The organism is Rhizobium sp. GCM10022189 (assembly GCF_042656325.1).
In the GTDB taxonomy this organism is placed as follows: domain Bacteria; phylum Pseudomonadota; class Alphaproteobacteria; order Rhizobiales; family Rhizobiaceae; genus Rhizobium.
In genome coordinates this window covers 21688-47093 of record NZ_JBHSOR010000001.1, presented here as the reverse complement: position 1 = coordinate 47093, position 25406 = coordinate 21688, and the positions used below count along the sequence as shown (strand labels likewise).

Here is a 25406-nt window from a genome sequence, read left to right as displayed (position 1 = left end):
CCAAACCAGCCATGACATGAAGGCAAAAGGCCGCAACTTCGTCTGCCTCACGGCCAAACCGGAAACAACCAAACCTTCAAAAACAAAACCCGCCGAAAAAATCGACGGGTTTGTCAGCGGTCTGAGGCGGCCATTGGCCGCCTTTTTTTATTTCCGTGCCCACAGCACCTTGAAGCGGGCGTTGCGGCAGGTTTCGCCGCTTTCCTTGAAATGCTCCGCCAGCACCGGCTCATAGGGCAGGCCGCGATTGGCGACCAGCATCAGCCGCCCGCCGCCGCGCAGCGCAGAGGCTGCCGTCTTGATCATCGCCTGGCCGAGCGAAGGTTCGGCCGCGTGCCCCTCATGAAAAGGCGGGTTCATGATGACGAGATCGTATTTGTCCCGCACCTGCTCGCCCGCCAGATCGTGCCAGAAGAAGCGCGCAGGCGCGTTCGGGCAGTTCTCTGCCAGATTGGCCTTCGCAGCCTCCAGCGCCTCGTAATTGGCCTCGTAGAGGTCAAGGCGGGCAAGGTTTGGAGACTTCTCGGCCAGCTCGACCGAAAGATAACCCCAGCCGGCACCGAAATCGGCCGCGTCGCCCGTAAAATCGGTCGGCAGGCGCGAGGCGAGAAGCTGCGAGCCGGCATCGAGCCTGTCATGCGAGAACATGCCGGGCGAGGCGATGAAACGGCCTTCGACGCGAACCGGCGACTTGCCGAATTTCGCGACGATCGCGCTGATATCGGCCGGCCGTCCGAACCAGAAGGCGACGCCATGATATTTCGGCATGTGCTCGATTTCGAGGCCGAAACCTTCCATCCGCTTGCGCAGCGGCTGAATGCCGTCTTCCTTGCCGCCTGCAACGAGGATCAGGCCGCCGGCTTTGACGCGGGAAAGGGCCGCGGCGATACTGGCCTCGTTCTCACCCTTGTGTTTGGTGCAGAGCACCAGCGCGGCATTGTAATCCTCGCCTTCGATCTCCGGCGTGGCCTCGATACGCTGGGCGAGCAACTGCCTGTAAAGCGGCTTGAAGCCCTGCACGGCCGCAAGCGAGGCGGCAAAGCCTTCCGGCAGCGCAAAGCCTGCCTCGGCGCCCAGGAAGAGCACACGCTCGCCTTCGCCGGGAGGCGTGACGGTTTCGCTGGCAAAGGGATGAAAGAGGGTCTTCAGCGTCTCGCGGCTCATGGTCTGGTCCCGTCGTCTGGAGCAATTCCAGGGAAATGCGCTGGCGGTTTTCGTCCGCATGTGCGCAGAGGTCGAATACAAAAAGGGCGCGGAAACAATCCCGCGCCCGGATATCAGAGGAGAAGGCGCGGCTTATTCGGCCGCTTCATCCTTCTTCTTGTCGCCCTTTTCGGCAGCCGGGATTTCCTGGCCGGTGGCCTGGTCGACGACCTTCATGGAGAGGCGAACCTTGCCGCGCTCGTCGAAGCCGAGCAGCTTGACCCAGACCTTGTCGCCTTCCTTGACGACGTCCTGGGTCTTTGCGACGCGCTCGGAAGCGAGCTGCGAGATGTGGACGAGGCCGTCACGCGCACCGAAGAAGTTGACGAATGCGCCGAAGTCGGCGGTCTTGACGACCGTGCCTTCGTAGATCTGGCCAACTTCCGGCTCGGCGACGATCGAATGGATCCACTTGCGGGCCGCTTCGATTTCCTTGCCCGAAGAAGAGGCGATCTTGACGGTGCCGTCGTCTTCGATGTTGATCTTCGCGCCGGTCTTTTCGACGATTTCACGGATGACCTTGCCGCCGGAGCCGATGACTTCGCGGATCTTGTCGACCGGAATGTTCATGACTTCGATACGCGGTGCGAATTCGCCGAGCTGGCCGCGGCTCTCGGTGATGGCCTTTGCCATTTCGCCGAGAATGTGGGCGCGACCGCTCTGTGCCTGGCTGAGAGCGACCCTCATGATCTCTTCGGTAATACCGGCGATCTTGATGTCCATCTGCAGCGAGGTGATGCCGTCGGCAGTACCCGCAACCTTGAAGTCCATGTCGCCGAGGTGGTCTTCGTCACCGAGAATGTCGGAGAGGACGGCGAAACGGTCGCCTTCGAGGATCAGGCCCATGGCGATACCGGCAACCGGCTTGGCGAGCGGAACGCCGGCATCCATCAGCGCCAGCGAGGTGCCGCAGACGGTTGCCATTGAGGACGAGCCGTTGGACTCGGTGATTTCCGAGACGACGCGCAGCGTGTAGGGGAACTGTTCAGCCGACGGCAGCATCGGGTGGATGGCGCGCCATGCAAGCTTGCCATGGCCGATTTCGCGGCGGCCCGGCGAACCCATGCGGCCGGTTTCGCCGACGGAATAGGGCGGGAAGTTGTAGTGGAGCATGAACTGCTCCTTGTACATGCCGGTCAGGCTGTCGACATACTGTTCGTCTTCGCCGGTGCCGAGCGTGGCAACGACGATCGCCTGCGTTTCACCGCGGGTGAAGAGGGCAGAACCGTGCGTACGCGGAAGCAGGCCGACTTCGGCAACGATCGGGCGAACCGTTTCCAGGTCGCGGCCGTCGATGCGGCTCTTGGTGTCGAGAATGTTCCAGCGGACGATCTTGGCCTGCAGATGCTTGAAGATCGCGCCGACTTCCTCGGCCGTGTACTTGGCCTCGACGCCTTCCGGCAGGAAGTGGGCCTTGACCTTGGCCTTGACGGCGTCCACAGCGGCGTAACGGTCGGCCTTCTGGGTGATCTTGTAGGCTTCGCGCAGCTCGGCTTCGAAATGCTTCAGCATCTCGCCTTCGAGTTCGGAATAGTCTTCCGGCTGGAAGTCGCGCGGCTCCTTGGCTGCGACTTCGGCGAGCTTGATGATTGCGTCGAGAACCGGCTGGAAGCCCTTGTGGCCGAACATGACGGCGCCGAGCATGACGTCTTCCGGCAGTTCCTTGGCTTCGGATTCGACCATCAGAACGGCGTCATAGGTGCCGGCAACGACAAGGTCGAGGCTCGACTCGTCCATCTCGTCGAGATGCGGGTTCAGCACGTATTCGCCGTTGATGTAGCCGACGCGCGCGCCGCCGACCGGACCCATGAAGGGAATGCCGGACAGTGTGAGTGCGGCCGAGGTCGCGACCATGGACAGGATGTCCGGATCGTTCTCTAGGTCATGCTGGACGACGGTGACGACGACCTGCGTGTCGTTCTTGTAGCCTTCCGGGAAAAGCGGACGGATCGGGCGGTCGATCAGGCGAGAAACGAGGGTTTCGTTTTCGCTCGGACGGCCCTCGCGCTTGAAGTAGCCGCCGGGGATCTTGCCGGCTGCGTAGGTCTTTTCCTGATAGTTGACCGTCAGCGGGAAGAAGTCCTGGCCGGGCTTCGGGGCCTTGGCGGAAACGACGGTCGCCAGAACGACGGTCTCGCCGTAGGTGGCGAGGACCGCGCCGTCAGCCTGACGGGCGATTTTGCCGGTTTCGAGCTTGAGCGGGCGGCCTGCCCACTCGATTTCTACGGTATGTGTATCGAACATGTCTTGTCCTTCAATGCGGCCGGCGCGCCTTCTCCGTCTGGAGCAGCGCAGGGTCGGCCGCAATCAGTGTGACGTATCACGGGCAAGACAACGGGAAGCTTTGGACGGACGGTTTCCGTTAGAGGAAACCGGGCCAAAGCTCTTGCGAAACTCTGGCCGAAAGCATCCGGCAATCCTGCCCCATGACAGGTCAACGGTTGGTCTGGCAGAACCGGCCCATCCGGGCCTGCCGTCTTTCCATTCACACAGATAGCGCGCGCCTGGAAAATGTCATCGGGAGACGTATCCCCGAAAAAACATCCGGCGGGCGAAGAGCTTCGCCCGCCGGAAAATCATTAGCGGCGGATACCCAGGCTGTTGATCAGCTTGGAGTAGCGGGCCTCGTCCTTCTTCTTGAGGTAGTCAAGAAGCGAGCGGCGGCTGGAAACGAGCGTCAGCAGGCCACGGCGGGAATGGTTATCCTTCTTGTGGTCCTTGAAGTGTTCGGTCAGGTTGTTGATGCGCTCGGTCAGGATGGCAACCTGGACTTCCGGAGAACCGGTGTCGCCTTCGGCGGTCGCATATTCCTTGATCAGCGCAGCCTTGCGCTCAGCAGTGATCGACATCGGACAATCCTTTCTATGAGAGGAATTAAAGTCGCCAAAAGCCGGGATGTCGTCCAGCCTTGGCCGCGAATGCAATCGGGGATACCCCTATGCTGGCGCTGCCTATAAACCAAATAAGCGGCAATGGAAAGAGGGGTCCCGATTGCGGCCTGTCAGCGTCCTGCCATGGCGTCCCGGATCATCGCGTCATAACCCGCCGGATCCTGCAGCATGGCGAAATGGCTGGCATCCTTCAGGACGACAAGTTTTGCGCCCGGAATTTCCTTCGCCATCATTTCCGTATGGTCGAGCTTCACAGCCTCGTCATGGTCCCCAATCGCGAGTGTGACCGGCACCGTGATCTTGCCGAGATCGGCTGCCGTCCAGGCGGGCTGCGTCGCCCACATCTCCGAGATCTGGTTGACGAAGGCATCATATTCGTTCGGTGTCGGTGACAGCTTCCTGTAATATTCGCCGGCGACGTTGATATAATCGTTGAAGGTCTTGTTGGTCATGACGTCGGCCTTCACGCCATCGGTCGTGACATTGGCCGCCTGGGCGATGACCCGCGTCAGCTTCTCGGGATTCTTCATCGCCATATCGATGCCGATGATGCCGCCGTCAGACCATCCGACCAGCGTCACCTTGCCGACCTTCAGATAGTCGAGCAACGCCACGTAGTCCGATGTCATCAAGTCATAGCCGAAAGGCTGCTGGCCGCGCGTGGAGCGGCCATGCCCGCGGCTGTCGGCAACGATGACGAGATGGTCTTTTGCAAAATCGGCGACCTGGTGGCCCCAGACATCGGCATTTCCAAGCCCGCCGTGAATGAAGAGGATCGGGTCCCCCTCGCCATATTCGGCGTAATACATCCTGATGTCGTTGATATCGGCCATGCCGCTCGCCTTCGGCGCCGGCATGGGAGGAAAGGCCGGAAGTTCGGCCCAGCGCTCGGCGGATTGAGCGATCGTAATCGTCAGCAACAGCGAAAAGAACGTCAGCATTCCCAAGGCGATTCTGCGCATATTCTTCCCCTTTGACGGGCCGTCATGGCCCGTCGGGAAAGATATCGCATCACCGTCTTCTGACAATTGCCGCTGTTTGTGACCGTCAGGCGAAAACGCGCTTGGGTCGGAATTCGCCCTGTCCGATCTCGCCGATCGCAATCAGCCGGCCGCGCGCCGTCGCATAGGCCTCGCTTTCGGCAACCGGTGCATCGCGGCCGCGTACGAGGATCGGATTGCCCATCTTGAGGCGGTGCGCCTGGTCATCGCTGATGACAAGGTGGGGCAGGGCCGACAGCGCCTCGCAGGTATCGATCAACAGCGCGTCGAGCGCGGCAAGGCGCTCGTCCATATCCTCGATCTCTTCGAGAGCGGTAAGCTTTGCAAGCGGCACCATCGCCTCCTCGGCAAAGGGTGCGACGAAGGTGCGGCGCAGGCCGGAAATATGCCCGTAGCAGCCGAGTTCGCGGCCGAAATCGCGCGCCAGCGCCCGTACATAGGTACCCTTGCCGCACTCGACCTCGAAATGCGCCGTATTGGCATCCGGGCAGGCAAGAAGTGTGAGGCGATGAACTTCGACTTCGCGCGAAGGGATCTCGACTGTCTCGCCGTCGCGTGCCAGATCATAGGCGCGTTCGCCGGCGATCTTGATGGCGGAGAACTGCGGCGGCACCTGGCTGATCGTGCCGGTATAGTTCGGCAGGATGTCGCGGATCTGCTGCTCGCTCGGCCGCCTGTCGGAGCTCTGCGTTACCTCGCCCTCAAGGTCGTCGGTTGCCCGCTCCTCACCCCAGGTCACGGTAAATTCGTAGATCTTGCGGCCGTCCATGACGTAGGGGACGGTTTTGGTGGCGTCGCCGAGCGCGATCGGCAGCATGCCGGATGCAAGCGGATCGAGCGTGCCGGCATGGCCGCATTTCTGCGCCTTGAACAGCCATTTGATCTTGGAGACGGCTTCCGTCGAGCCGAAATCCACCGGCTTGTCGAGGATCAGCCAGCCGGAAATCGGCCGGCCCTTGGGTTTGCGTGGTTTGGACATCGGTGTCTTCTGTTATTCGTCGTCACTGTCGAGATCGCGGCTCACCTCGGGCGAACGCAGCAGGTCGTCGATCTTCTTGTAATTGTCGAAGCTGGTGTCATCGCGGAAGCGCACTTCCGGCATGTATTTCATCTGCCTGAGCTGCGGTCCGAGCCGGCCGCGGATGAACTTCGCATTGCGGTTCAGCGCAGCGATGACGACGCTGTGGTCGGAGACGCCGAGCGGCGTCACATAGGCGGTCGCGATCTTCAGGTCCGGCGACATGCGCACTTCGGAAATCGAGATCACGGTCGCCTCGATGATATCGTCGCGCACTTCGCCACGCTGCAGCACCTGGGTGATCGCTGCGCGAACCTGTTCGCCGACGCGCAGCATGCGCTGCGAAGGAGCCGAGGATGTGGGTCTTGTTGCCATTGTTCTTTATCCCAAACGGATCGGGCGCCGGACTGGATCATCCGGCGCCCGTCCAAGATTTCGATCTCTATCCGATCAGAGCGTGCGCGTAATGTGTTCCACGCGGAAGCACTCGATCGTGTCGCCGGCGCGGATGTCTTCGTAGTTCTCGAAGGCCATGCCGCATTCCTGACCGACCGGCACTTCCGAGACTTCGTCCTTGAAACGCTTGAGCGTCTTGAGCTTGCCTTCGTGGATGACGACGTTGTCGCGGATGAGGCGCACGCCCGCACCACGCTCGACCTTGCCTTCGGTGACGCGGCAACCGGCGACCTTGCCGACCTTGGTGATGTTGAACACTTCCAGGATCTCGGCATTGCCGAGGAAGGTTTCGCGGCGTTCCGGCGATAGCAGGCCCGACATCGCTGCCTTCACGTCGTCCACGAGGTCGTAGATGATGTTGTAGTAGCGGATTTCGATGCCCTGGCGCTCGGCGAGCGTCCGAGCCTGCGAATTGGCGCGCACGTTGAAGCCGATAATGGCGGCGCCGGAGGCTTCGGCGAGCGAGATATCCGATTCCGTCACACCGCCGACCGCCGAGTGGACGATACGGGCGCGCACTTCGTCGGTGCCGAGCTTTTCGAGGGCGCCGGCAATCGCTTCGATCGAACCCTGCACGTCACCCTTGATGACGAGCGGGAATTCCTTGACGCCTGCCGTCTGCAGCTGGCTCATCATCTGTTCCAGCGAGCCGCGCTGGCCCGAATGACGGGCGGCAGCCTTGTCGCGGGCGAGACGCTGGCGATATTCCGAGATCTCGCGGGCGCGGCTCTCGTTCTCGACGACGGCGAACTTGTCGCCGGCCTGCGGCGTGCCGGAAAGGCCGAGCACCTCGACGGGCATGGCCGGCGGCGCTTCCTTCATATGTTCGCCCTTGTCGTTGACGAGCGCGCGCACACGACCCCAGACATCGCCGGCGACGATGATCTGGCCGGGCTTCAGCGTACCGTTCTGAACGAGAACCGTGGCAACCGAGCCGCGGCCGCGGTCGAGCTGGGCTTCGATGACGGTGCCTTCCGCGGTGCGGTTCGGATTGGCCTTGAGGTCAAGGATTTCCGCCTGCAGCAGCACGGCTTCGAGCAGCTTGTCGAGGTTCTTGCCGGTCTTGGCCGACACTTCGACGTCGAGCGTTTCACCGCCCATCGATTCCACGAAGACTTCGTACTGCAGAAGCTGGTTGCGCACCTTCTGCGGATCGGCTTCGTGTTTGTCGATCTTGTTGATCGCCACGATGATCGGAACACCGGCTGCCTTGGCGTGATTGATCGATTCGATCGTCTGCGGCATGACGCTGTCGTCAGCCGCGACCACCAGGATCGCAATATCGGTCGCCTGCGCGCCGCGGGCACGCATGGCCGTGAAGGCAGCGTGGCCGGGAGTATCGATGAAGGTGATCTTCTGGCCGTTCTGCTCCACCTGATAGGCGCCGATATGCTGCGTGATGCCGCCGGCTTCCCCGGCAACCACGTTGGCATGGCGGATGGCGTCGAGCAGCGAGGTCTTGCCGTGGTCGACGTGGCCCATGATGGTCACGACGGGCGGGCGCGAAACGCGGTCGCCTTCGACGTCGGCAATGTTGAAGATGCCGAGTTCGACGTCGGATTCGGAAACGCGCTTGACCGTGTGGCCGAATTCGCCGGCGATGAGTTCTGCAAGGTCGGCGTCGATGACGTCGCCCGGCTTCATCATCTGGCCTTCCTTCATCAGGAACTTGATGACGTCGACGGCGCGTTCGGACATGCGCTGCGACAGTTCCTGAATGGTGATGGTCTCAGGCAGAACGACTTCGCGGGAAATCTTCTCGCGCGTTTCCTGCATCTGGCTGCGGCGGAACTTCTCCTGGCGGCGACGCATGGAAGCAAGCGAACGGCCGCGTGCGCCGCCTTCGTCGTCCACGTCGGCGGTCGTTACGGTCAGCTTGCCGCGGCGGCGATCGTCTTCGCCCTTCGGGCGCGTTGTCGCGGGTTTTGCGGGCTCCGGACGAATCGGGCGGCCGCGAACCGGACCACCGCGTGCGGGGCCGCGATCGTCGTCGTCGGATTCCTCGCGGCGGCCGCGAAGGCCTGCCGGTGCGCCGGCAGCGGGCCGGGCCGTGGAAGGCGACGGAGCCGCTTCCGGACGGCGTGCAGCCGGTGCCGGCTGTTGCGGACGCGGAGTTTCGACGCGTGCTTCGGCAACGGGAGCGGCAGGTGCGGATGCTTCCGCGACCGTTGCCGTTGCGGCAGCAGCTGCCGCCTCGGCCTGGCGCGCAGCCTCCTCGGCGGCGCGGCGCTTGGCCTCCTCCGCCTCGGCGGCCTGACGTGCGGCCTCTTCGGCGGCGCGGCGCTTTTCGTCCTCGGCGCGACGGATGGCGTCCTGTGCGTCACGGGCCTGCGCTTCGGCGAGCGCGCGACGGCGGGCATCCATTTCCTCGGGCGAGAGATGGTTCAGAACGACGGGGCGCGGGCGATCCTGCTGGCGCTGCGGCTGGTAGGATTGCTGCGGACGCTGGTTGGTCTGCTGCGGGCGCGGGTCGTTCTGGCTGCCCGGCTGGTGGATGCGCGGAGCCTGGGCCGGCTGCTGCGGGCGAGCCTGCACGGGCGCCGGCGCCGGTTCGGGCGCGCGCACCGGAGCTGCGGGAGCCGGCGTCATCGGCTTTTCGTCTTCAGGGCGCATCGGGCGCCGCTTGCGGGTCTCGACGACGACCGCCTTGGTGCGACCGCGACCCATATCCTGGCGAACGGTACCCTGGCTGATCCCTGATGGTTTCAGGGTGAGGGTCTTCTTCCCCGTTACGCTGAGTGTCTTGTCGTCGTTGCTGTCGGTCATTCGTTCCCGTTCCTTCGGACAGGGAACGATGAGGCCATCACACCCTGTCAATCACATACAATCGGTCAATGATATGGGGGCCGGCTTCCGCCGGTGACCGTATCATTGTTTCTGCTGGCCAGCGCCGCCCGCTGCCCGGGACTGACCGCCGTTACGGTACTGTTCGAGCATCTTTGCGCGCTTCACTACACCCTCACCTGCCTGCCCTGCAAGCACTGCGGCATGGATAAAAGCATTCTGGCCCATCACCCCTTCCATTTCGCTCTCCGAGAAGAGACGGAAGGAAGGTATTTCCTCCTCGGTTTCCATTCCGAGGTGCCAGGCCTTGCGGGCCTGGTCTATCTTTCTGACACCGTCGGCTGCGGCATCCGTCGAATGGAACACGGCAAGCGCAGCTCCGCTGCGGATTGCGGCATCCACCTTGGCCGAGCCGGTGACGAGCTGGCCCGCCTTGCGCGCCATGTTCATCATCTGCAGGAGCTGGTGCAGAAGCAGCCGCTCCACGCGCTCGCCGAGGTCGTCGGCTGCCTTCACATCGGCCTTGAGGGCGCGGGCGAAGAGCTTCTTCGCCACCGCCTTGTCGACCAGCGACCGGTCCATCTTCACCCAGCAGCCGCGTCCCGGCAGCTCGCGCTTCAGGTCCGGCACCACTGTCCCGTCGGGGGCAGCCACGAAGCGGATCAGCTCGTCCGGCGATCCGCTTTCGCGCGATGCGATGCACATGCGGCCGTTCACGTCGTAACCTGCAAGATCGTCGTCCTCAGGAGATGTGTCCGGCGTCGCCGTCATTATGCGTCCTGCTCGGCAGCGTCGGCCTCAACGGCTTCAGCTTCCTTCGCAAGGTCTTCCTCGGTGATCCAGCCGGCGAGCAGGCGAGCCTGCACGACCATCTGTTCGGCTTCGACGCGCGAAACGTCGAACTTCGAGAACAGACCCTCGAATTTCTTGGTTTCGCCGTTCTTGCGTTCCGTCCAGCCGACGAGGTCGTCGGCTGCGCAGCCTGCGAAGTCCTCGATCGACTTGATGCCGTCCTCGCCGAGCGCGACCATCATCTGGGCGGTCATGCCGTCGATCTGGCGCAGCTCGTCGGAAACGCCGAGCGCCTTGCGCTTCTCGTCCATTTCGGCTTCGAGCTTCTCGAGATATTCGCGGGCGCGGGTCTGGATTTCCTGCGCCGTGTCTTCGTCGAAACCGTCGATCGAGGAGATTTCGTCGAGATCGACATAGGCCAGTTCCTCGACGGCGGCAAAGCCTTCCGAAGCCAGAACCTGGCCGACCATCTCGTCGACGTCGAGCGCATCCATGAAGAGGTTGGTGCGTTCGTTGAATTCCTTCTGACGGCGCTCGGACTCTTCGGCTTCCGTCATGATGTCGATATCCCAGCCCGTCAGCTGCGAGGCCAGGCGAACGTTCTGGCCGCGGCGGCCGATGGCGAGCGAAAGCTGCTCGTCCGGCACGACCACTTCGATGCGCTCTGCATCCTCGTCGAGAACGACCTTGGCGACTTCGGCCGGCTGCAGGGCGTTGACGACGAAGGTCGCCGGGTCCTGCGACCAGGGAATGATATCGATCTTTTCGCCCTGGAGCTCGCCGACGACGGCCTGGACGCGCGAACCGCGCATACCGACGCAGGCGCCGACCGGATCGATCGAACTGTCGTTCGAGATCACGGCGATCTTGGCGCGCGAGCCCGGATCGCGGGCAACCGACTTCACCTGGATGATGCCGTCGTAGATTTCCGGCACTTCCATGGTGAAGAGCTTCACCATGAACTGCGGATGCGTGCGCGACAGGAAGATCTGCGGGCCGCGCTGTTCGCGGCGCACGTCGTAGACATAGGCGCGGACGCGATCGCCGTAACGCACGTTTTCGCGCGGGATCATTTCGTCGCGGCGGATGATGCCTTCGCCACGGCCGAGATCGACGATGACGTTGCCATATTCGACACGCTTGACGGTGCCGTTGACGATTTCGCCGACGCGATCCTTGAATTCGTCGAACTGGCGGTCACGCTCGGCTTCGCGCACCTTCTGCACGATCACCTGCTTGGCCGACTGCGCGGCGATACGGCCGAAATCCATCGGCGGCAGCGGATCGGCGATGAAGTCGCCGATAGCGGCGTCCGGGTTCCGGTCCCGGGCAAGCTCCAGCGGGATCTGCGTGGAATAGTCCTCGGCCTTCTCGACAACTTCGAGCAGGCGCTGCAGGCGGATTTCGCCGGTCTTCGGATTGATGTCGGCGCGGATGTTGGATTCGGTGCCGTAACGGGAACGCGCCGCCTTCTGGATGGCATCGGCCATCGCGGCAAGCACGATTTCGCGGTCGATGACCTTTTCGCGCGCCACTGCATCTGCGATCTGCAGAAGTTCGAGCCGGTTTGCACTGACTGCCATTGTTCTGTTTCTCCGTCCTTGACTACCCGGGTTCCCGTCCCTGGAGTTTACGTTGATCGGTTATTCTTCGTCGTCCGCTTCGTTCTGGTTCGCAGCCTGCGCCTTTGCCAGCTTGTCGGCGCGCAATGCATCGCGGATCAGATCGTCGGTCAGAATGAGTTTGGCATCGCTAAGCGCGGTGAAGGGGATGACGACCTTCTGTTCCTCGCCGTAGGCAACCTGATCGCGTTCGATCGTAAACCCGTCGGCGTCCGCTTCGACGATCTTGCCGCGAAAGCGCTTGCGATTGCCGATCATGATCGACGTTTCGCACTTTACCAGGTGGCCCTGCCAGCGGGTAAAATCGGATTTCCGCACCAGAGGGCGGTCGATACCCGGCGAAGACACTTCCAGATGATACTCTTTATCGATCGGATCTTCCACATCGAGCACCGGAGAAATCGCCATGGAAACCTGCTCGCAGTCCTCGACGGTCATCGTGCCGTCGTTCTTCTCGGCCATGACCTGCATCGTCATGCCGTTCTGATTGAGCACGCGCACGCGAATGAGGCGGAAGCCCATGTCGACGAGCACGGGTTCGATGATATCGGCGAGGCGCTGGTCAAGCCCGGTCTCGGTGATCAGCCGCGGCTCACGTTCATTGTCTGCGTTTGTCAGATCCGACAAGCGGTGCGCTCCCTGCAATTTCTGGCATTCGGGGTGATCGCGCTAATAAAAAAGAGCGGGTCCTTGCGGCCCACTCTTCATCGTACGATCAAGAATTTGAGTGCCATATAGTCCCGTTTTTCCGAAATTGCAAGGTCGGCGCCAATTCCGCCGCTTAAGGCCTGGAAGCATCGGCTAACCTATGGCGGGCGCTCGTCTTCCGCATATAGTGCTGGTGCGGCTCAACGACAAAGCGGGGGGGAAGCTTGGCTGACACTTCATCGACATTTGCGCCTTTGCGGCACGAAACCTACCGTACCATCTGGTTTGCAAGCATCGCCTCGAATTTCGGCGGCCTGATCCAGGCCGTCGGCGCCGCCTGGATGATGACGAGTATCACCGCATCCGAGGATATGGTGGCCCTGGTGCAGACGTCGACCGCTTTGCCGATCATGCTGTTCTCGCTCGTATCGGGTGCGCTCGCGGACAATTATGACCGGCGCCGGATCATGCTGACCGCACAATCGGCAATGCTCGTCATCTCGATCCTGTTGACGGCCTTTGCCCTGCTCGGCTGGATGACACCCGGCCTGTTGCTCTTCTTCACCTTTCTCCTCGGCTGCGGCACGGCGCTCAACAATCCCTCCTGGCAGGCCTCGGTCGGCGACATGGTGCCGCGCGCCGATCTGCCGGGCGCGGTCACGCTGAACAGCATGGGCTTCAATATCACCCGCAGCGTCGGGCCGGCGATCGGCGGCGCCATCGTCGCGGCCGCCGGTGCGGCTGCCGCCTTTGCGGTGAATGCGCTGAGTTATATTGCCCTCATCTACGCGCTGTTCCGCTGGCGGCCGACCACGCCTGCCTCGACGCTGCCGCGCGAAACGCTCGGCAGCGCCATTTTTGCCGGCATGCGTTACGTCTCCATGTCGCCCAATCTCGAGAAGATCCTCCTGCGTGGGCTCGTGTTCGGCATCGGCGCGAGCTCCATCCAGGCGCTGCTGCCCGTTGTCGCGCTCGATCTGGTCTCGGGAGGGCCGTTGACCTACGGTTTCATGCTCGGCGCCTTTGGCATCGGTGCCATTGGCGGCGCCGTGGCCAGTGCCCGGCTGCGCGAAATGGTTTCCAGCGAGGCCATCATCCGTATAGCCTTTCTGGGCTTTGCCTTCAGTGCCGTCGTCGCGGCCCTCAGCCCAAGCGCCCTGCTCACCTCGGCCGGGCTGTTTGTCGCTGGCGCCTGCTGGGTTTCGGCGCTTTCGCTCTTCAACACCATTGTCCAGCTGTCGACGCCGCGCTGGGTGGTTGGCCGCTCCCTGTCGCTTTACCAGACCGTCACCTTCGGCGGCATTGCCGGCGGAAGCTGGCTCTGGGGTATTGCGGCCGACCGCTATGGCCTGTCGAATGCGCTGCTGATGTCGGCCGTGGTCCTGCTGTTTGGCGTCGTCATCGGTCTGCGCTTCTCCATGCCGGCTTTCGCCTCGCTCAATCTCGATCCGCTGAACCGCTTCATCGAGCCGGCCCTTGGCCTCGATATTACCCCCCGCAGCGGTCCGATCGTCATCCAGGTCGATTATCAGATTGCGGATGATGACCTGGCCGAATTCATGATGCTGATGGGAGAGCGGCGTCGCATTCGCATCCGTGATGGCGCCCGCAACTGGGCCTTGATGCGCGATCTGGAAAATCCCGGTCTCTGGACGGAAACCTACCACACGCCGACCTGGGTCGAATATATCCGGCACAACCAGCGCCGGACCCAGGCCGACGCCGAGAATACCGATCGGCTGCGCGCTCTGCATCGCGGCGAAGGCCTGCCGCATGTCCACCGCATGATCGAGCGCCAGGCCATTCCGCCTGTCGACGACGTCTTTCACAAGGCGCCGATCGATTTCCATCATTGAGGTCCGCGGATCGGCGTTTTTGGCCTTTACTTCAGCTTGCCCTTCATCGCCGCTTCGGGGAAGCAGGTGGGCTCCATGCCGTTCTTTTCCTGCCACTGGCCGATCGAGCGGCGCGTCTTGTAGCCCGGCAGTCCGTCCGAACCGCCGACATCGTAGCCCTGCCGCTCGAGCGCACGCTGCATGGCGGCGACGTCGGAGCGCAGCATCCTGCCGACATCGCCCCATTGACCCTGGAAGGCACCGGTGCCGAAGGCTATGCGGTCGGCAAGATTGCCGATGTAAAGGGCGTAAAGGTCGGAATTATTGTACTCTTTGATGATGTAGAAATTCGGTGTGACGATGAACTCCGGTCCGTCACGCCCGGCCGGCACGAGCATCATTGCCTGTGCTTTCAGCTCGCCGGGCGGGAAGCCCTTGCCGGAAATGCGGCTGATGCCGAGCGAGGCCCAGTGGGAGAGGGGCTTGGCACGATCCGGCCCTTCCTGCGCGCAGGAAACGGCTTGCGGGATGGTCACTTCGAAACCCCAGTCGCGGTCGCGCTGCCAGCCTTTTTTCACGAGGAAGTTGGCAATCGAGGCAAGCGTGTCGGGAACCGATGTCCAGATGTTGCGATGACCGTCGCCATCGAAATCGACGGCATATTTCAGGTAGCTGGTCGGCATGAATTGCGGCTGGCCGAGCGCTCCCGCCGACGACCCCTTGAAGTCCGCGGGGCTCACGTCGCCGCCGTCGAGAATATGCAGCGCGGCGATCAGCTCCATGCGGAACATGTCCTTGCGCGTCGACATGAAGGCTTTTGTCGCCAGCACCTCGATCGCCGAATTCGGGATTTTCGCCGCACCGAACCCGGTCTCGCGCCCCCAGATCGCCAGCACGATCGAACCCGGCACGCCATAGGTCTTCTCAATGCGGTTCAGCGTCGATGCATATTGCGAGGCAAAGCCGCGCCCGGTCATGGCAAGCCGCTTCAGGCGATCCTCGTTGAAATAGGGGCCGGGCGAGGAAAATTCGGCCTGGGTCTGCTTCTGTTCCTTGGGCGGTGGAAAGCCGGGAGGGGCGAGATCGCTCAGGCTCCAGTCCAGTTCGACGCCGGCAAAGGCAGAGCGGAACGCTTTCTCCGAAATGCCGTTCTTCTTGGCATCGGGCCAGAGGTCGGCCTGGACCCATTTCTCGAATTGCGTTTCGATGTCGGCTTTCGAAGGGGCGGCATGGGAGGGCAGAGCAGAAAGCGCCAGCAGGGCGGCGCCTGCCAAAAGAAGCCGGCCAAGGAAACGTTCGTTCATGTGACCCCCTTGAGCAATTCCGGAAAAGCCGTGCGGCGGCGTTGCGTTCGGAAATGCGTAAAAACAATGATCTAGGGATTTTCCCGTCTTGAAATATCCTAGATCGCCGTGCGTGCCCGAAGTGCTGCCGACAGCGTTCCCTCGTCCAGATAGTCGAGCTCGCCCCCCACGGGCACGCCGTGCGCGAGGCGCGTGATCTTCACATTGAGGTCTGCGAGCTGGTCGGTGATATAATGCGCCGTCGTCTGTCCCTCGACGGTCGCATTCACGGCGATGATGATTTCCTTGACGCCGCCTTCGCCGACACGGTTGATCAACCCGCGGATATTGAGGTCGTCAGGCCCGACGCCGTCGAGCGGCGAGAGCGTGCCGCCAAGCACATGATAGGCGGCGTTCAGCGCGCCGGCCCGTTCCAGCGCCCAGAGGTCGGAAACATCTTCGACGACGATAATCACGGACTGGTCGCGCTGCGCATCGGTGCAGACCGTGCAGGGATCGACCGTATCGACATTGCCGCAGCGCGAGCAGATCTTGACCTTGTCATAGGCCTCACCCATCGCATGCGACAGCGGACCGAGAAGCTGGTCCTTCTTCTTGATGAGATGCAGCGCTGCCCGCCGCGCCGAACGCGGCCCAAGGCCCGGCACTTTCGCCAGAAGCTGGATCAGTTTTTCGATTTCGGGGCCGGTGACTCGCTTTGCCATGCGCCGTTATTAGCTGATATGGAACGAAAACGGAATCGCCGAAGGATCGCCAGACCGATGAAAATCCTCGCCGTCTGTCGCGGCAGCGCCGAGAGGCTGCCGGGCAAGAGCTACAGGACCGGCATCTTCAAGCACGCCGTCGCCGGCGGCGTCATGATCGATGCCGAAGGCCTCGTCGGCAATGCCATCTGTAACAGGAAACATCACGGCGGCGTCGATCAGGCCGTCTATCTGGAAGGTTCTGCCAGCCTCGACTGGTGGGCGAGCCAATTCGGCCACCCGGTCGAGCCGGGCACTTTCGGCGAGAATCTAGTCATCGAAGGGCTCGATAACCGCGATGTCGCGGTTGGCGACCGCTTCATGACAGGCGGAGTGATCCTCGAAGCCACCTCTTGCCGCATACCCTGCGCTACGTTTGCCGCAAGGATGAACGATCCGAAATTCGTCAAGCGCTACACCCGGGCAGCCCGCCCCGGCATCTATTGCCGCGTGATATCAAACGGAATCGTCGAGGCCGGAATGCCGGTCGACCATAGACCCTTTTCCGGCGCCCGGGTCACGATGCCGGAAATGATGGAAACCTTCGGGCGCCGGCTTTCCGCCGCAGATCGCAGCCGCTATCTGGCCGCACCCATTCACTACAAGCTGCGCGACCTGCTGGAAGCCCAGGCATAGAGTTCAGCGCATCGCAATCGTGACGGCAGCCCCCGCCATCGTTCCGGCACTCACCCGGTTGGCGATCCGTACGGCGCGCCGGCTCTTCAGCAAAGCGCGTGCCTTTGCGGCAAGCAACATCCAGCTGAAATCGACGATGGCCAGAACGACGAACAAGGTAACGACAAGCTCGGCCCAGCCGGCGAGCGATACCGAGGGTATGTCGATGATCGACGGCAGAAGCGCCACGTAGAACATCATGATCTTCGGATTGCCGAGCGCAATCGCGAGACCCGTCAGAAACATCCGGCCGCGCGAACGCTGCTGCGGCAATTCCTCTTCCTCGACATCGGCTTTGGCAAACCACATCCGCCAGGCGAGATAGAGAAGATAGAGCACGCCGAGCCACTTGATGACGACGAAGACGTGATAGAAACTTTCGGCAATCGCCGAAAGGCCGGCAATGGCGCAGGTCAGCCAGACCGCATCCCCGGCCCACATGCCGAACAGGAAGGGCAGCACGTCACGCGCGCCCTTCGAGATGACGCGGGCAACAAGCGCCGCAACGCTTGGTCCCGGTGTTCCCGCAGCAATGAAAAGGGCGCCGGCGAAAACCAGCAGCGTCGTTACCGTCATCATCTCCCGTATCCTCCTCCGGGGTCAGTCATACCGGATCAATCGATGAGATCAGAACGGCAGCTTGAAGCCGGGCGGGATCGGCAGGCCGGCGGTTAGTGCCTTGGTCTTTTCGGCAGCGATGGCTTCGGCCTTGTCCTTGGCGTCCTTATGGGCGGCAACGATCAGGTCTTCGAGGATTTCGACATCGTCTTCCTTGAAGAGGGAAGGGTCGATCTTCAGGCTCTTGAGTTCGCCCTTGCCGGAGATGACGACGGTGACGAGCCCGCCGCCGGCCTTGCCTTCGGCAGTCAGCTCGGCGATCTCGGCCTGCATCTGCTCCATCTTGGCCTGCATTTCCTTGACTTTGCCCATCATGCCCATGATGTCGCGCATCGTCTTCTCCTTCTTGAAATCAAAATTCTATGTCGTCGCCGGGCAGGATATCGCCCTCTTCGGATTCGGCAGCGGCAGGTGGCTTGATGTCCTCCGCTTCCTCCTCCGGCGACGGTGCCCGCACGCGCACGTCGATGATCTTGGCGCCCGGAAACTGGGCCAGAATCGCCGCGACGTCGGGATCCTGACGTGCGTCGCTGACCCGCTGTTCCTGCGCTTTTGCCTCCGCCTCCACCATCGTCGGCCCGCCTTCTTCGCGGCTGGTGCTGACGATCCAGTGGATTCCGGTCCATTCCTTGAGCTTGACGGCAAGCTCGTTGAGCAGCGTACCCGGCGCGCCCTCGGTAAGGTTCACATCCAGCCGGCCGGGCTCGATACGCACCGGCCGCACGAAATTGCGCACCAGCGCCTTCAGCTTGACGTCCCGCTTCTCGGTGGCGAGGTCGACGATATCGCCGATCGAATTGACCGGCACGAGCGGCGTCGGCGCTTCGGCCGGCTTCGTCTCGACGCGGCCGATATTCTGCGGCTCGGGGTTGGGCACGGCCCGCAGCATCGCGGTCGGTCCCGAAGGGTGCGGCCGCGGCGCAGGCTCGGGAGTCCGTGCCGTCACATTCGTCTGGTAGGGAACGCGCGTGCCGCCGCCATTGCCCGAGGGCGCAGACGGAGACGGGCGTGGCGCGCCGCCGTCGCTGGAAAATTCTGCGAGCCGGCGCGCCGCATCTTCAGGTGCGGGCAGATGTGCTGCGTGTGCCAGCCGGATCAGCACCATCTCGGCCGCGCCCGCCGTGCGCGAAGAGTTCTCCGTCTCCGGAATACCCTTGAGCAGCATCTGCCAGATGCGCGACAGCGTGGTGACGGCAACTCCTTGCGCGAATTCGGCCGCCTTGGTGCGCTCCACTTCGCTGAGCGAGGGATCGTTTGCGGCATCGGGCACATATTTCAGCCGTGTCACCAGATGCGTGAAATCGGCAAGGTCCGTCAGCACCACGACCGGGTTGGCGCCCGCCTCGTACTGGCTCTGGAATTCGTTGAGCGCGCTTGCGACATCGCCGCGCACGATATGCTGGAAAAGGTCGACGATGCGGGCGCGGTCGGCAAGGCCAAGCATGCCGCGCACGGCTTCCGCCTGCACCACGCCGCCGCCATGGGCAATCGCCTGGTCCATCAGCGACAGGCCGTCACGCGCCGAGCCCTCGGCAGCGCGCGCGATCATCGCCAGCGCATCCGGCTCGGCCTCGATGCCTTCCTTGGCGGCGATCGTCGAGAACAGGCCGACGAGATCGGAGGCGCTGATGCGGCGCAGGTCGAAACGCTGGCAGCGGGAGAGAACGGTGATCGGAACCTTGCGGATTTCCGTCGTCGCGAAGATGAATTTCACATGTTCCGGCGGCTCTTCGAGCGTCTTCAACAGCCCGTTGAAGGCGGCTGTCGACAGCATGTGCACTTCGTCGATGATATAGACCTTGAAGCGCGCCGAAACCGGCCGGTAGCGCACCTGCTCGATGATCTCGCGGATATCGTCGATGCCGGTATGCGAGGCGGCGTCCATCTCGATCACGTCGACATGGCGGCCTTCCATGATCGCCTGGCAATGTTCGCCCGGCACACGAAGGTCGATCGTCGGCTTGTCGATATCGGCCGTCTTGTAGTTCAGCGCGCGCGCCAGAATGCGCGCCGTCGTCGTCTTGCCCACGCCGCGAACGCCGGTCAGCATATAGGCCTGCGCGATGCGGCCCGTCTCGAAAGCGTTGGTCAGCGTACGGACCATCGGCTCCTGGCCGACCATCAGGTCCGTAAAATCCTTGGGGCGGTATTTGCGTGCCAGCACCCGGTATCCGGTGCCCGTCGAGGCGGCATCTTGTGATTGTCGCTCGGTGTCGCTCATCGCCCTGCTTATGCCCGAAAGCCCGGGCTTCTTGGAAGAGAAGGTGGGAGGCTGGCACGATGACCCGTGCCGGGGCTCGTTAGGGCTGCTTCCTTCCGGACCTGACCCGGTTGGCGAGTGGCTCGTCCACCACCAACCTCCCGGATGCACATATCGGCAAAAACGTCATCAAAAGCAAGCCAAGCTCCGAAAAAACTGCTAGTCCATTGGAAAACATGAGGAGAATGCCCTTGAGCGATTTCGTGCTCGACCCCAGGCTCGAAAGTGACAGCACCAGCATCCTGGTGATCGGCTTGTGCGACGTCAGGCTGTCGAAGGACGCCCGTTGGCCCTGGCTGATCCTGGTGCCGCGCCGGGCCGGCATTACGGAGATATTCGAGCTGACCCCGCTCGACCAGGTGCTGCTGACCTTCGAGATCGATCTCGTCGCCGCAGCGCTCAAGAAGATCACCGGCGCCACAAAAATCAATGTCGGGGCTCTTGGCAATATCGTCCGCCAGCTTCATGTTCATGTCATTGCGCGTTCCGAAGGCGATGCGAACTGGCCGGGTCCCGTCTGGGGTTTCGGCAAGGCCGAGCCTTACGAGGAGGCAACAAGAAACGAATTCATAGTAAAGCTGCGGGAAGCCCTTTCACCATGAGTCATTCGCTTTTCGATTCGGATGTACCGCATCCGGAACCCAGCAATCTCACCGCCTTTGCCGCCAACGACCTGAACCGCGACAGCGAGCATCGCGACGAGGGCTCGGTCGAAAAGGCGCTTGCCCGCGAAGGCACCCATATTTTCGCCTTCGCCAAGGACAAGCTGGTGCTCAAGCATGATGGCCAGGTGCTCGATCCGCTCTTTGCCCGCTATGAACTGCAGGAACTGAAGCCGAACTGGGACGAAACCGTGCTGCTTGGCTATCGCAAGACCGGCGAACCGCGCCTTGCCGTGCCTGTCGGCATCGATGTCGATGATATGGCAAGCCAGTACAAGCCCGTCGACGGCCGTTCGCTCTTCCGCGACGAGCTGGTCGACGAGATGCTGCTTGGCGAATTCGCGCAGGCAGCAAGCCTCATCCGCTGGAACAGCGACAACCGGTTCTGCGGCCGCTGCGGCTCGGCCATGGAAATTCACATCGGCGGCTACAAGCGGGTCTGCACCGCCTGCGAGCACATGATCTTCCCGCGGACCGACCCCGTCGTTATCATGCTGACGATCGACGAGGAGCGCGATCTCTGCCTGCTCGGCCGCAGTCCGCATTTTGCGCCGGGCATGTATTCCTGTCTGGCGGGCTTCCTGGAGCCCGGCGAAACCATCGAGAATGCCGTCCGCCGCGAAACGCTGGAAGAATCCGGTATCAGGACCGGCCGTATCCGCTACCATGCTTCCCAGCCCTGGCCGATGCCGCATTCCCTGATGATCGGCTGTTATGCCGAGGCGAAGTCGCGCGATATTCACCGCGACGAGACGGAGCTCGAGGATTGCCGCTGGTTCACCCGCGAGGAAACCGTCGAAATGCTGGAGCGCCCCGGCGCCAACGGCAAGGCGCCGCCGCCGAAGGGCGCAATTGCCCATCGCCTCATGCGCGATTGGGTCGAATGGAAACGTTAGGCAGGCACTGCAAGGTGGGGATGATCGACGTCCGGCCGGCCTGCATGAGGTCATAGCGATGGTGGCCCGTTCCGAACGGCTGCTGACCCTGCTTCAGACGCTCCGGCGCTACCGGCGACCGGTCACGGGTACCGTGCTGGCCGAAGAAACGGGCGTCAGCCTGCGCACGCTCTACCGCGATATTGCGAGCCTTCAGGCGCAGGGCGCCATGATCGAGGGCGAGGCCGGCATAGGATATGTGCTCAAACCCGGCTTCATGCTGCCGCCGATGATGTTTTCCGAGGAGGAGCTGGAAGCGCTGGTGCTCGGCTCCCGCTGGGTGGCGCGCGCCGCAGAGCCGCGCCTTGCCAATGCCGGCGCCGATGCGCTGGCCAAGATCGCGGCCGTGCTGCCGCCCGACATGCGCGAAATGGTCGATTCGGCCACGCTTTTTGTCGGCCGCAAACGGCAGGATGAAGACAAGGCGGATGTTTCGGCCATCCGCAAGGCGATCCGCCTGGAGCGCATTCTCGAGCTGCACTACGGCGACGAGCAGGGGCGTATCTCCCGGCGTCGTGTCTGGCCCTTCGCGCTCGGTTATTTCGAGCATGTTCGTATCATCATGGCCTGGTGCGAACTGCGCCAGGATTTCCGTCATTTCCGCACCGATCGCATCATCGACATGACGATCCACGACACGCGTTATCCGCGCCGCCGCACCGTGCTCCTCAAGGAATGGCGCGACACGCAGGATACGCCGATCGAACATTGACGCTACTGCCATAAACTGTCAGCAGGCAACGCTATTATCGGTACCAGTCCAGCAGGAAGGAGTACTGATCATGGGAATGCCTCAAGTCGTTCAATATACCGGCCGTCGTACGTCCGTCGAAGCCGGAAAAACCCTTCGTTTTCGTCTGGTGCGCCTGTTTGTGTACAGGCTCGTGACACAGTCATCGCGCCGTCCACGCCTTGATCTCCAGACGATGCCGGCATGGCACAAGCGTGATCTCGGCTTCAATGACGGACAGGACTGGCGCGTCGGCGACGACCTTTTTCGCTGAAGCCGCCAGCAGGCATCACAAACATTCCTCCCGGTAAGAAACGGCGCTCTCTGTGGCGCCGTTTCTTGGAGACATGCTGCCATAAACTGGCAGCATGTGCTTTCGACCGGGCATCTTTCAACCCCAATGGAGAACCGAAATGGCCAGTCCCAATCTCATTATCCTCTACGTGAAGGATCCCGCCGAAAGCGCAGCCTTCTATCGCAATATCCTGAGCCGAGAGCCCGCCGTGGAAGCGCCGAATTTCGTTGCCTTCCCGCTCGATGGCGGGTTCACCCTCGGCCTCTGGCGCCGCAGCAGCGTCGAACCGCAGCCGTCCGCCATCGGCAATCGTGGCGAGGTCGCCTTCATGGTCGATGGGGAAAATGCCGTCGCAAAACAGTATGAAGACTGGCGCAGCCGCGGCCTGCCTTTCGCTCAGGATCTGACCGAACTCGATTTCGGCCCGACCTTCGTGGTGCTGGATCCGGATGGGCACCGGCTGCGCGTTTGTGAGCCGGATAAATAAGATGGCTATGCCCGGAGCCTCACCGATCGCCTCGGTGAGGCCCTGATGATGCCTAGAGGACGCCTCGCATCGGATGGCCCTTGTAAACGCCGAGAATACGAACCTTCTCGGAGAAGAAGCGCAGTTCTTCCAGCGCCCGGCGCACGTTCGCGTCGTTCGGGTGGCCCTCGATATCGGCGTAGAACTGTGTCGCCACGAACCTGCCGCCGAGCTGGTAGCTTTCCAGTTTCGTCATGTTGATGTTGTTGGTGGCGAAGCCGCCGAGCGCCTTGTAAAGGGCGGCCGGAATGTTGCGGACATTGAAGACGAAGGTGGTGACGATCTTCTCGTCGCTGGCAGAGCGCTCCGCCCATTCTTCGTCCCGCGACAGTACCACGAAGCGGGTCACGTTGTTTTCCGTGTCCTCGACATTCTCGGCGATGATATCGAGACCGTAGAGGTCGGCGGCCAGGCGCGGCGCGAGCGCGGCCATCGAGCGGTCGCCGGTTTCCTTGACGAGCTTTGCGGCGCCTGCCGTATCGCCGGCGATAACCGGCTTCCAGCCATTGGCACGCACGATCTTGCGGCATTGGCCGAGCGCGTGGATATGGCTGTGCACGGTGCGGATTTCATCCTTTGTCACACCCGGCAGCACCATGAGCTGAAAGCGAATCGGCATGAAATATTCGCCGATGATGTGCAGGCGCGATTCCGGCAGCAGGTGGTGGATGTCGGCAACGCGGCCCGCGATCGTGTTTTCGATCGGGATCATGCCGATATCGGCATCGCCGTTGTCGACCGCGGTGAAGGCGTCCTCGAACGTCTGGCAGGGCAGCGGCTCCATGGTCGGGAACATGTCGCGGCTTGCCATGTCCGAATTGGCGCCGAAGTCGCCCTGGAAGGCGATCCTGTTGGTCTTGATATTCATGAGGAAAATCCGTCAGTTCGCCTTCGCGGAGAGAATACGCCGCGCCTTTTCGAGGTCGGCTGGAGTATCGACACCGAGCGGAACCGTGTCAACGATCTCGACGTCGATGCGCATTCCGGCTTCGAGCGCCCGCAGCTGCTCCAGTGATTCGCGCTTTTCCAGCGTCCCGCGCTGAAGGGAGACGAAGCGCTCGAGTGCTTCGCGCCGATAGGCATAGAGCCCGATATGGTGGTAGAGCGGACCTTCGCCATGCGGCGCGGTCGTGCGGGTAAAATAAAGTGCGCGCAGGCGGCTGTCGGAAACCGGCGTGCCGACGACCTTGACGATGTGTGCGGCCCTCTTGTCCTCCTCGTTGTCGATCTCGGTCGTCAACGTTCCGATATCGACCTCCGGGTTCTCGAGCGGGCGCAGTGCGGCGCGCACGGTCTCCGGCTCGATCGTCGGAAGATCGCCCTGGACGTTGACGACGATTTTCGCCTTCTTGTCCGGATCGACGATCGTCAGCGCCTCGAAGATGCGGTCCGAACCGACCTGATGATCCTTGCTCGTCATGATCACTTCAAAGCCGGCGGCGGCCACGGTGTCGAAAACCTCCTGGTCGTCGACCGCCACGATAACGCGGCCGATTTCCGCTTCCTGCGCCCGTTTGGCGACCTGTACGATCATCGGCAGGCCGCAGATATCGGCGAGCGGTTTGCCCGGGAGGCGGGTGGAGGCCATGCGCGCGGGGATCAGCACGAGCACCTCATCTAATTTTGAATCTGTCATTGTTCGGGCCTTCTAATCCGGGCTGAAAAGTGGCAAAAAGTCTCACGCACAAGACCATTTAGACAGTTGCAACGAATAGCCAAAAGACATAGGTTCCGCGCAATTTCAAGATGGTCCGGTTTCTGGTCTGCCGGCTGCAAGGGGAGCATTGCAGATGAATTCATACGTCAATACGGCCGTGGGGGCGCTGCTGGGAACGATCTTCGTTCTGATGTCTGTCTCCATCGCGTCCGAAGGGATCTTCCACTCCGAGGCGCCGGAGAAGGAAGGTTTTGCTATCGTCGCCGAGGAAGCACCCGCCGCCGGCGGTGAAAGCGCACCTGCTGCCGTTGCCGTTCCGATCGCGCAGCTTCTCGCCAGCGCCGACGCCAAGGCCGGTGAGACCGTATTCAAGAAGTGTCAGGCCTGTCATGACGGCACCAAAGGCGGACCGAACAAGGTCGGTCCGAATCTCTTTGGTGTCGTAAATCGCCCGATCGCTTCGCATGAAGGCTTCGCCTATTCCTCTGCCATGAAGGACTTCTCCAAGGGCAGCAGCGAACATTGGACCTTTGAGAACCTCAACAAGTTCCTGCTGGCACCGAAGAAGGACGTTCCGGGCACCGCCATGGGCTTCGCCGGTTTGCCGAAGGATCAGGATCGCGCCAACGTCATTCTCTATCTGCACACGCTGGCAGATTCGCCGGCTCCGCTGCCGGATCCGAATGCGCCGACTGCAACGCAGTAAGACGCGACAGTTTTCGAAAAGGAGCCCGGCCGCAAGCCGGGCTTT

Annotated in this window: 24 protein-coding genes, 1 other RNA gene and 1 pseudogene; 8 read left to right on the top strand and 18 right to left on the bottom strand. The window is 62.2% G+C overall.

Annotated elements, in window-relative coordinates; genetic code table 11:
• Positions 1-147: 147 nt before the first annotated feature.
• The 10 genes from ACFPWW_RS00225 to rimP all read right to left on the bottom strand — a co-directional run bounded on the left by ACFPWW_RS00225 (position 148) and on the right by rimP (position 12394).
• A complete protein-coding gene (locus tag ACFPWW_RS00225; RefSeq protein ID WP_377309819.1) occupies positions 148-1164 on the bottom strand; it encodes a class I SAM-dependent methyltransferase in 1017 nt (338 codons plus the stop codon).
• Between the two features lie 132 nt (positions 1165-1296).
• Entirely contained in the window at positions 1297-3447 is a 2151-nt protein-coding gene (pnp, locus tag ACFPWW_RS00220; RefSeq protein WP_112564884.1) for a polyribonucleotide nucleotidyltransferase, read from the bottom strand.
• Between the two features lie 335 nt (positions 3448-3782).
• Entirely contained in the window at positions 3783-4052 is a 270-nt protein-coding gene (gene rpsO, locus ACFPWW_RS00215) for a 30S ribosomal protein S15 (RefSeq protein WP_112564886.1), read from the bottom strand.
• Between the two features lie 152 nt (positions 4053-4204).
• Complete coding sequence (locus ACFPWW_RS00210; protein ID WP_377309816.1) at positions 4205-5056, bottom strand: alpha/beta fold hydrolase; 852 nt, start codon at positions 5054-5056, stop codon at positions 4205-4207.
• An 85-nt stretch (positions 5057-5141) separates the two neighbouring features.
• Positions 5142-6074, bottom strand: coding sequence for a tRNA pseudouridine(55) synthase TruB (gene truB, locus ACFPWW_RS00205; RefSeq protein ID WP_377309814.1), 933 nt, complete (start codon positions 6072-6074; stop codon positions 5142-5144).
• A gap of 12 nt (positions 6075-6086) precedes the next feature.
• Positions 6087-6488, bottom strand: coding sequence for a 30S ribosome-binding factor RbfA (gene rbfA / locus ACFPWW_RS00200; RefSeq protein ID WP_112705648.1), 402 nt, complete (start codon positions 6486-6488; stop codon positions 6087-6089).
• Positions 6489-6563: 75 nt separating this feature from the next.
• Positions 6564-9335 carry a translation initiation factor IF-2 gene (infB, locus tag ACFPWW_RS00195; RefSeq protein WP_377309812.1) on the bottom strand — a complete coding sequence of 924 codons (2772 nt, stop codon included), beginning with the start codon at positions 9333-9335 and terminating at the stop codon, positions 6564-6566.
• A gap of 102 nt (positions 9336-9437) precedes the next feature.
• Complete coding sequence (locus tag ACFPWW_RS00190) at positions 9438-10124, bottom strand: RNA-binding protein (RefSeq protein WP_112705649.1); 687 nt, start codon at positions 10122-10124, stop codon at positions 9438-9440.
• Positions 10124-11728, bottom strand: a complete 1605-nt coding sequence (gene nusA, locus ACFPWW_RS00185) for a transcription termination factor NusA (protein ID WP_112564898.1) — start codon at positions 11726-11728, stop codon at positions 10124-10126. The genes ACFPWW_RS00190 and nusA overlap by 1 nt, the downstream gene beginning before the upstream one ends.
• Positions 11729-11788: 60 nt before the next feature.
• Entirely contained in the window at positions 11789-12394 is a 606-nt protein-coding gene (gene rimP, locus ACFPWW_RS00180; protein ID WP_377309809.1) for a ribosome maturation factor RimP, read from the bottom strand.
• A gap of 245 nt (positions 12395-12639) precedes the next feature.
• Between rimP and ACFPWW_RS00175 the strand changes: the two genes are divergently transcribed.
• The gene (locus ACFPWW_RS00175; RefSeq protein ID WP_377309807.1) at positions 12640-14271 is read left to right on the top strand and encodes an MFS transporter; all 1632 of its coding nucleotides are present in this window, start codon (positions 12640-12642) and stop codon (positions 14269-14271) included.
• 26 nt (positions 14272-14297) lie between these two features.
• Here ACFPWW_RS00175 and ACFPWW_RS00170 read toward each other — a convergent pair whose 3' ends face one another.
• The gene (locus ACFPWW_RS00170; protein ID WP_377309805.1) at positions 14298-15554 is read right to left on the bottom strand and encodes a lytic murein transglycosylase; all 1257 of its coding nucleotides are present in this window, start codon (positions 15552-15554) and stop codon (positions 14298-14300) included.
• Between the two features lie 98 nt (positions 15555-15652).
• The gene (gene recR / locus ACFPWW_RS00165) at positions 15653-16258 is read right to left on the bottom strand and encodes a recombination mediator RecR (RefSeq protein ID WP_112564905.1); all 606 of its coding nucleotides are present in this window, start codon (positions 16256-16258) and stop codon (positions 15653-15655) included.
• A 57-nt stretch (positions 16259-16315) separates the two neighbouring features.
• On the opposite strand from recR, the gene ACFPWW_RS00160 reads away from it, so the two are divergent.
• Positions 16316-16933 carry an MOSC domain-containing protein gene (locus ACFPWW_RS00160; RefSeq protein WP_377309803.1) on the top strand — a complete coding sequence of 206 codons (618 nt, stop codon included), beginning with the start codon at positions 16316-16318 and terminating at the stop codon, positions 16931-16933.
• A 3-nt stretch (positions 16934-16936) separates the two neighbouring features.
• Here ACFPWW_RS00160 and ACFPWW_RS00155 read toward each other — a convergent pair whose 3' ends face one another.
• The 4 genes and pseudogenes from ACFPWW_RS00155 to ffs form a co-directional block, all read right to left on the bottom strand.
• Complete coding sequence (locus ACFPWW_RS00155) at positions 16937-17548, bottom strand: LysE family translocator (RefSeq protein ID WP_112565637.1); 612 nt, start codon at positions 17546-17548, stop codon at positions 16937-16939.
• Between the two features lie 51 nt (positions 17549-17599).
• A pseudogene (locus ACFPWW_RS00150) lies at positions 17600-17932 on the bottom strand (YbaB/EbfC family nucleoid-associated protein); the annotation flags it as partial.
• 10 nt (positions 17933-17942) lie between these two features.
• Positions 17943-19811 carry a DNA polymerase III subunit gamma/tau gene (locus ACFPWW_RS00145; protein ID WP_113498436.1) on the bottom strand — a complete coding sequence of 623 codons (1869 nt, stop codon included), beginning with the start codon at positions 19809-19811 and terminating at the stop codon, positions 17943-17945.
• A 43-nt stretch (positions 19812-19854) separates the two neighbouring features.
• Positions 19855-19952: signal recognition particle sRNA small type (gene ffs, locus ACFPWW_RS00140), an RNA gene on the bottom strand.
• Positions 19953-20041: 89 nt separating this feature from the next.
• On the opposite strand from ffs, the gene ACFPWW_RS00135 reads away from it, so the two are divergent.
• The 5 genes from ACFPWW_RS00135 to ACFPWW_RS00115 all read left to right on the top strand — a co-directional run bounded on the left by ACFPWW_RS00135 (position 20042) and on the right by ACFPWW_RS00115 (position 22959).
• Positions 20042-20452, top strand: a complete 411-nt coding sequence (locus ACFPWW_RS00135; protein WP_112705654.1) for an HIT domain-containing protein — start codon at positions 20042-20044, stop codon at positions 20450-20452.
• Positions 20449-21408: an NAD(+) diphosphatase gene (nudC, locus tag ACFPWW_RS00130; RefSeq protein ID WP_112705655.1), complete on the top strand. Its 960-nt coding sequence runs from the start codon at positions 20449-20451 to the stop codon at positions 21406-21408. The genes ACFPWW_RS00135 and nudC overlap by 4 nt, the downstream gene beginning before the upstream one ends.
• Before the next feature lie 58 nt (positions 21409-21466).
• A complete protein-coding gene (locus tag ACFPWW_RS00125) occupies positions 21467-22159 on the top strand; it encodes a helix-turn-helix transcriptional regulator (protein WP_112564917.1) in 693 nt (230 codons plus the stop codon).
• A 70-nt stretch (positions 22160-22229) separates the two neighbouring features.
• Positions 22230-22451, top strand: a complete 222-nt coding sequence (locus tag ACFPWW_RS00120; RefSeq protein ID WP_162702879.1) for a hypothetical protein — start codon at positions 22230-22232, stop codon at positions 22449-22451.
• Positions 22452-22590: 139 nt separating this feature from the next.
• Complete coding sequence (locus ACFPWW_RS00115) at positions 22591-22959, top strand: VOC family protein (protein ID WP_112564919.1); 369 nt, start codon at positions 22591-22593, stop codon at positions 22957-22959.
• Between the two features lie 52 nt (positions 22960-23011).
• Here ACFPWW_RS00115 and ACFPWW_RS00110 read toward each other — a convergent pair whose 3' ends face one another.
• Both ACFPWW_RS00110 and ACFPWW_RS00105 read right to left on the bottom strand, forming a co-directional pair.
• The gene (locus tag ACFPWW_RS00110; RefSeq protein ID WP_112564921.1) at positions 23012-23866 is read right to left on the bottom strand and encodes a prephenate dehydratase; all 855 of its coding nucleotides are present in this window, start codon (positions 23864-23866) and stop codon (positions 23012-23014) included.
• Between the two features lie 12 nt (positions 23867-23878).
• Positions 23879-24634, bottom strand: a complete 756-nt coding sequence (locus ACFPWW_RS00105; protein ID WP_377309800.1) for a 3-deoxy-manno-octulosonate cytidylyltransferase — start codon at positions 24632-24634, stop codon at positions 23879-23881.
• A gap of 154 nt (positions 24635-24788) precedes the next feature.
• Between ACFPWW_RS00105 and ACFPWW_RS00100 the strand changes: the two genes are divergently transcribed.
• Positions 24789-25361 (top strand): c-type cytochrome, encoded by a 573-nt coding sequence (locus tag ACFPWW_RS00100; protein WP_112754194.1) that lies wholly within the window; start codon positions 24789-24791, stop codon positions 25359-25361.
• The last annotated feature ends 45 nt before the right edge of the window (positions 25362-25406 follow it).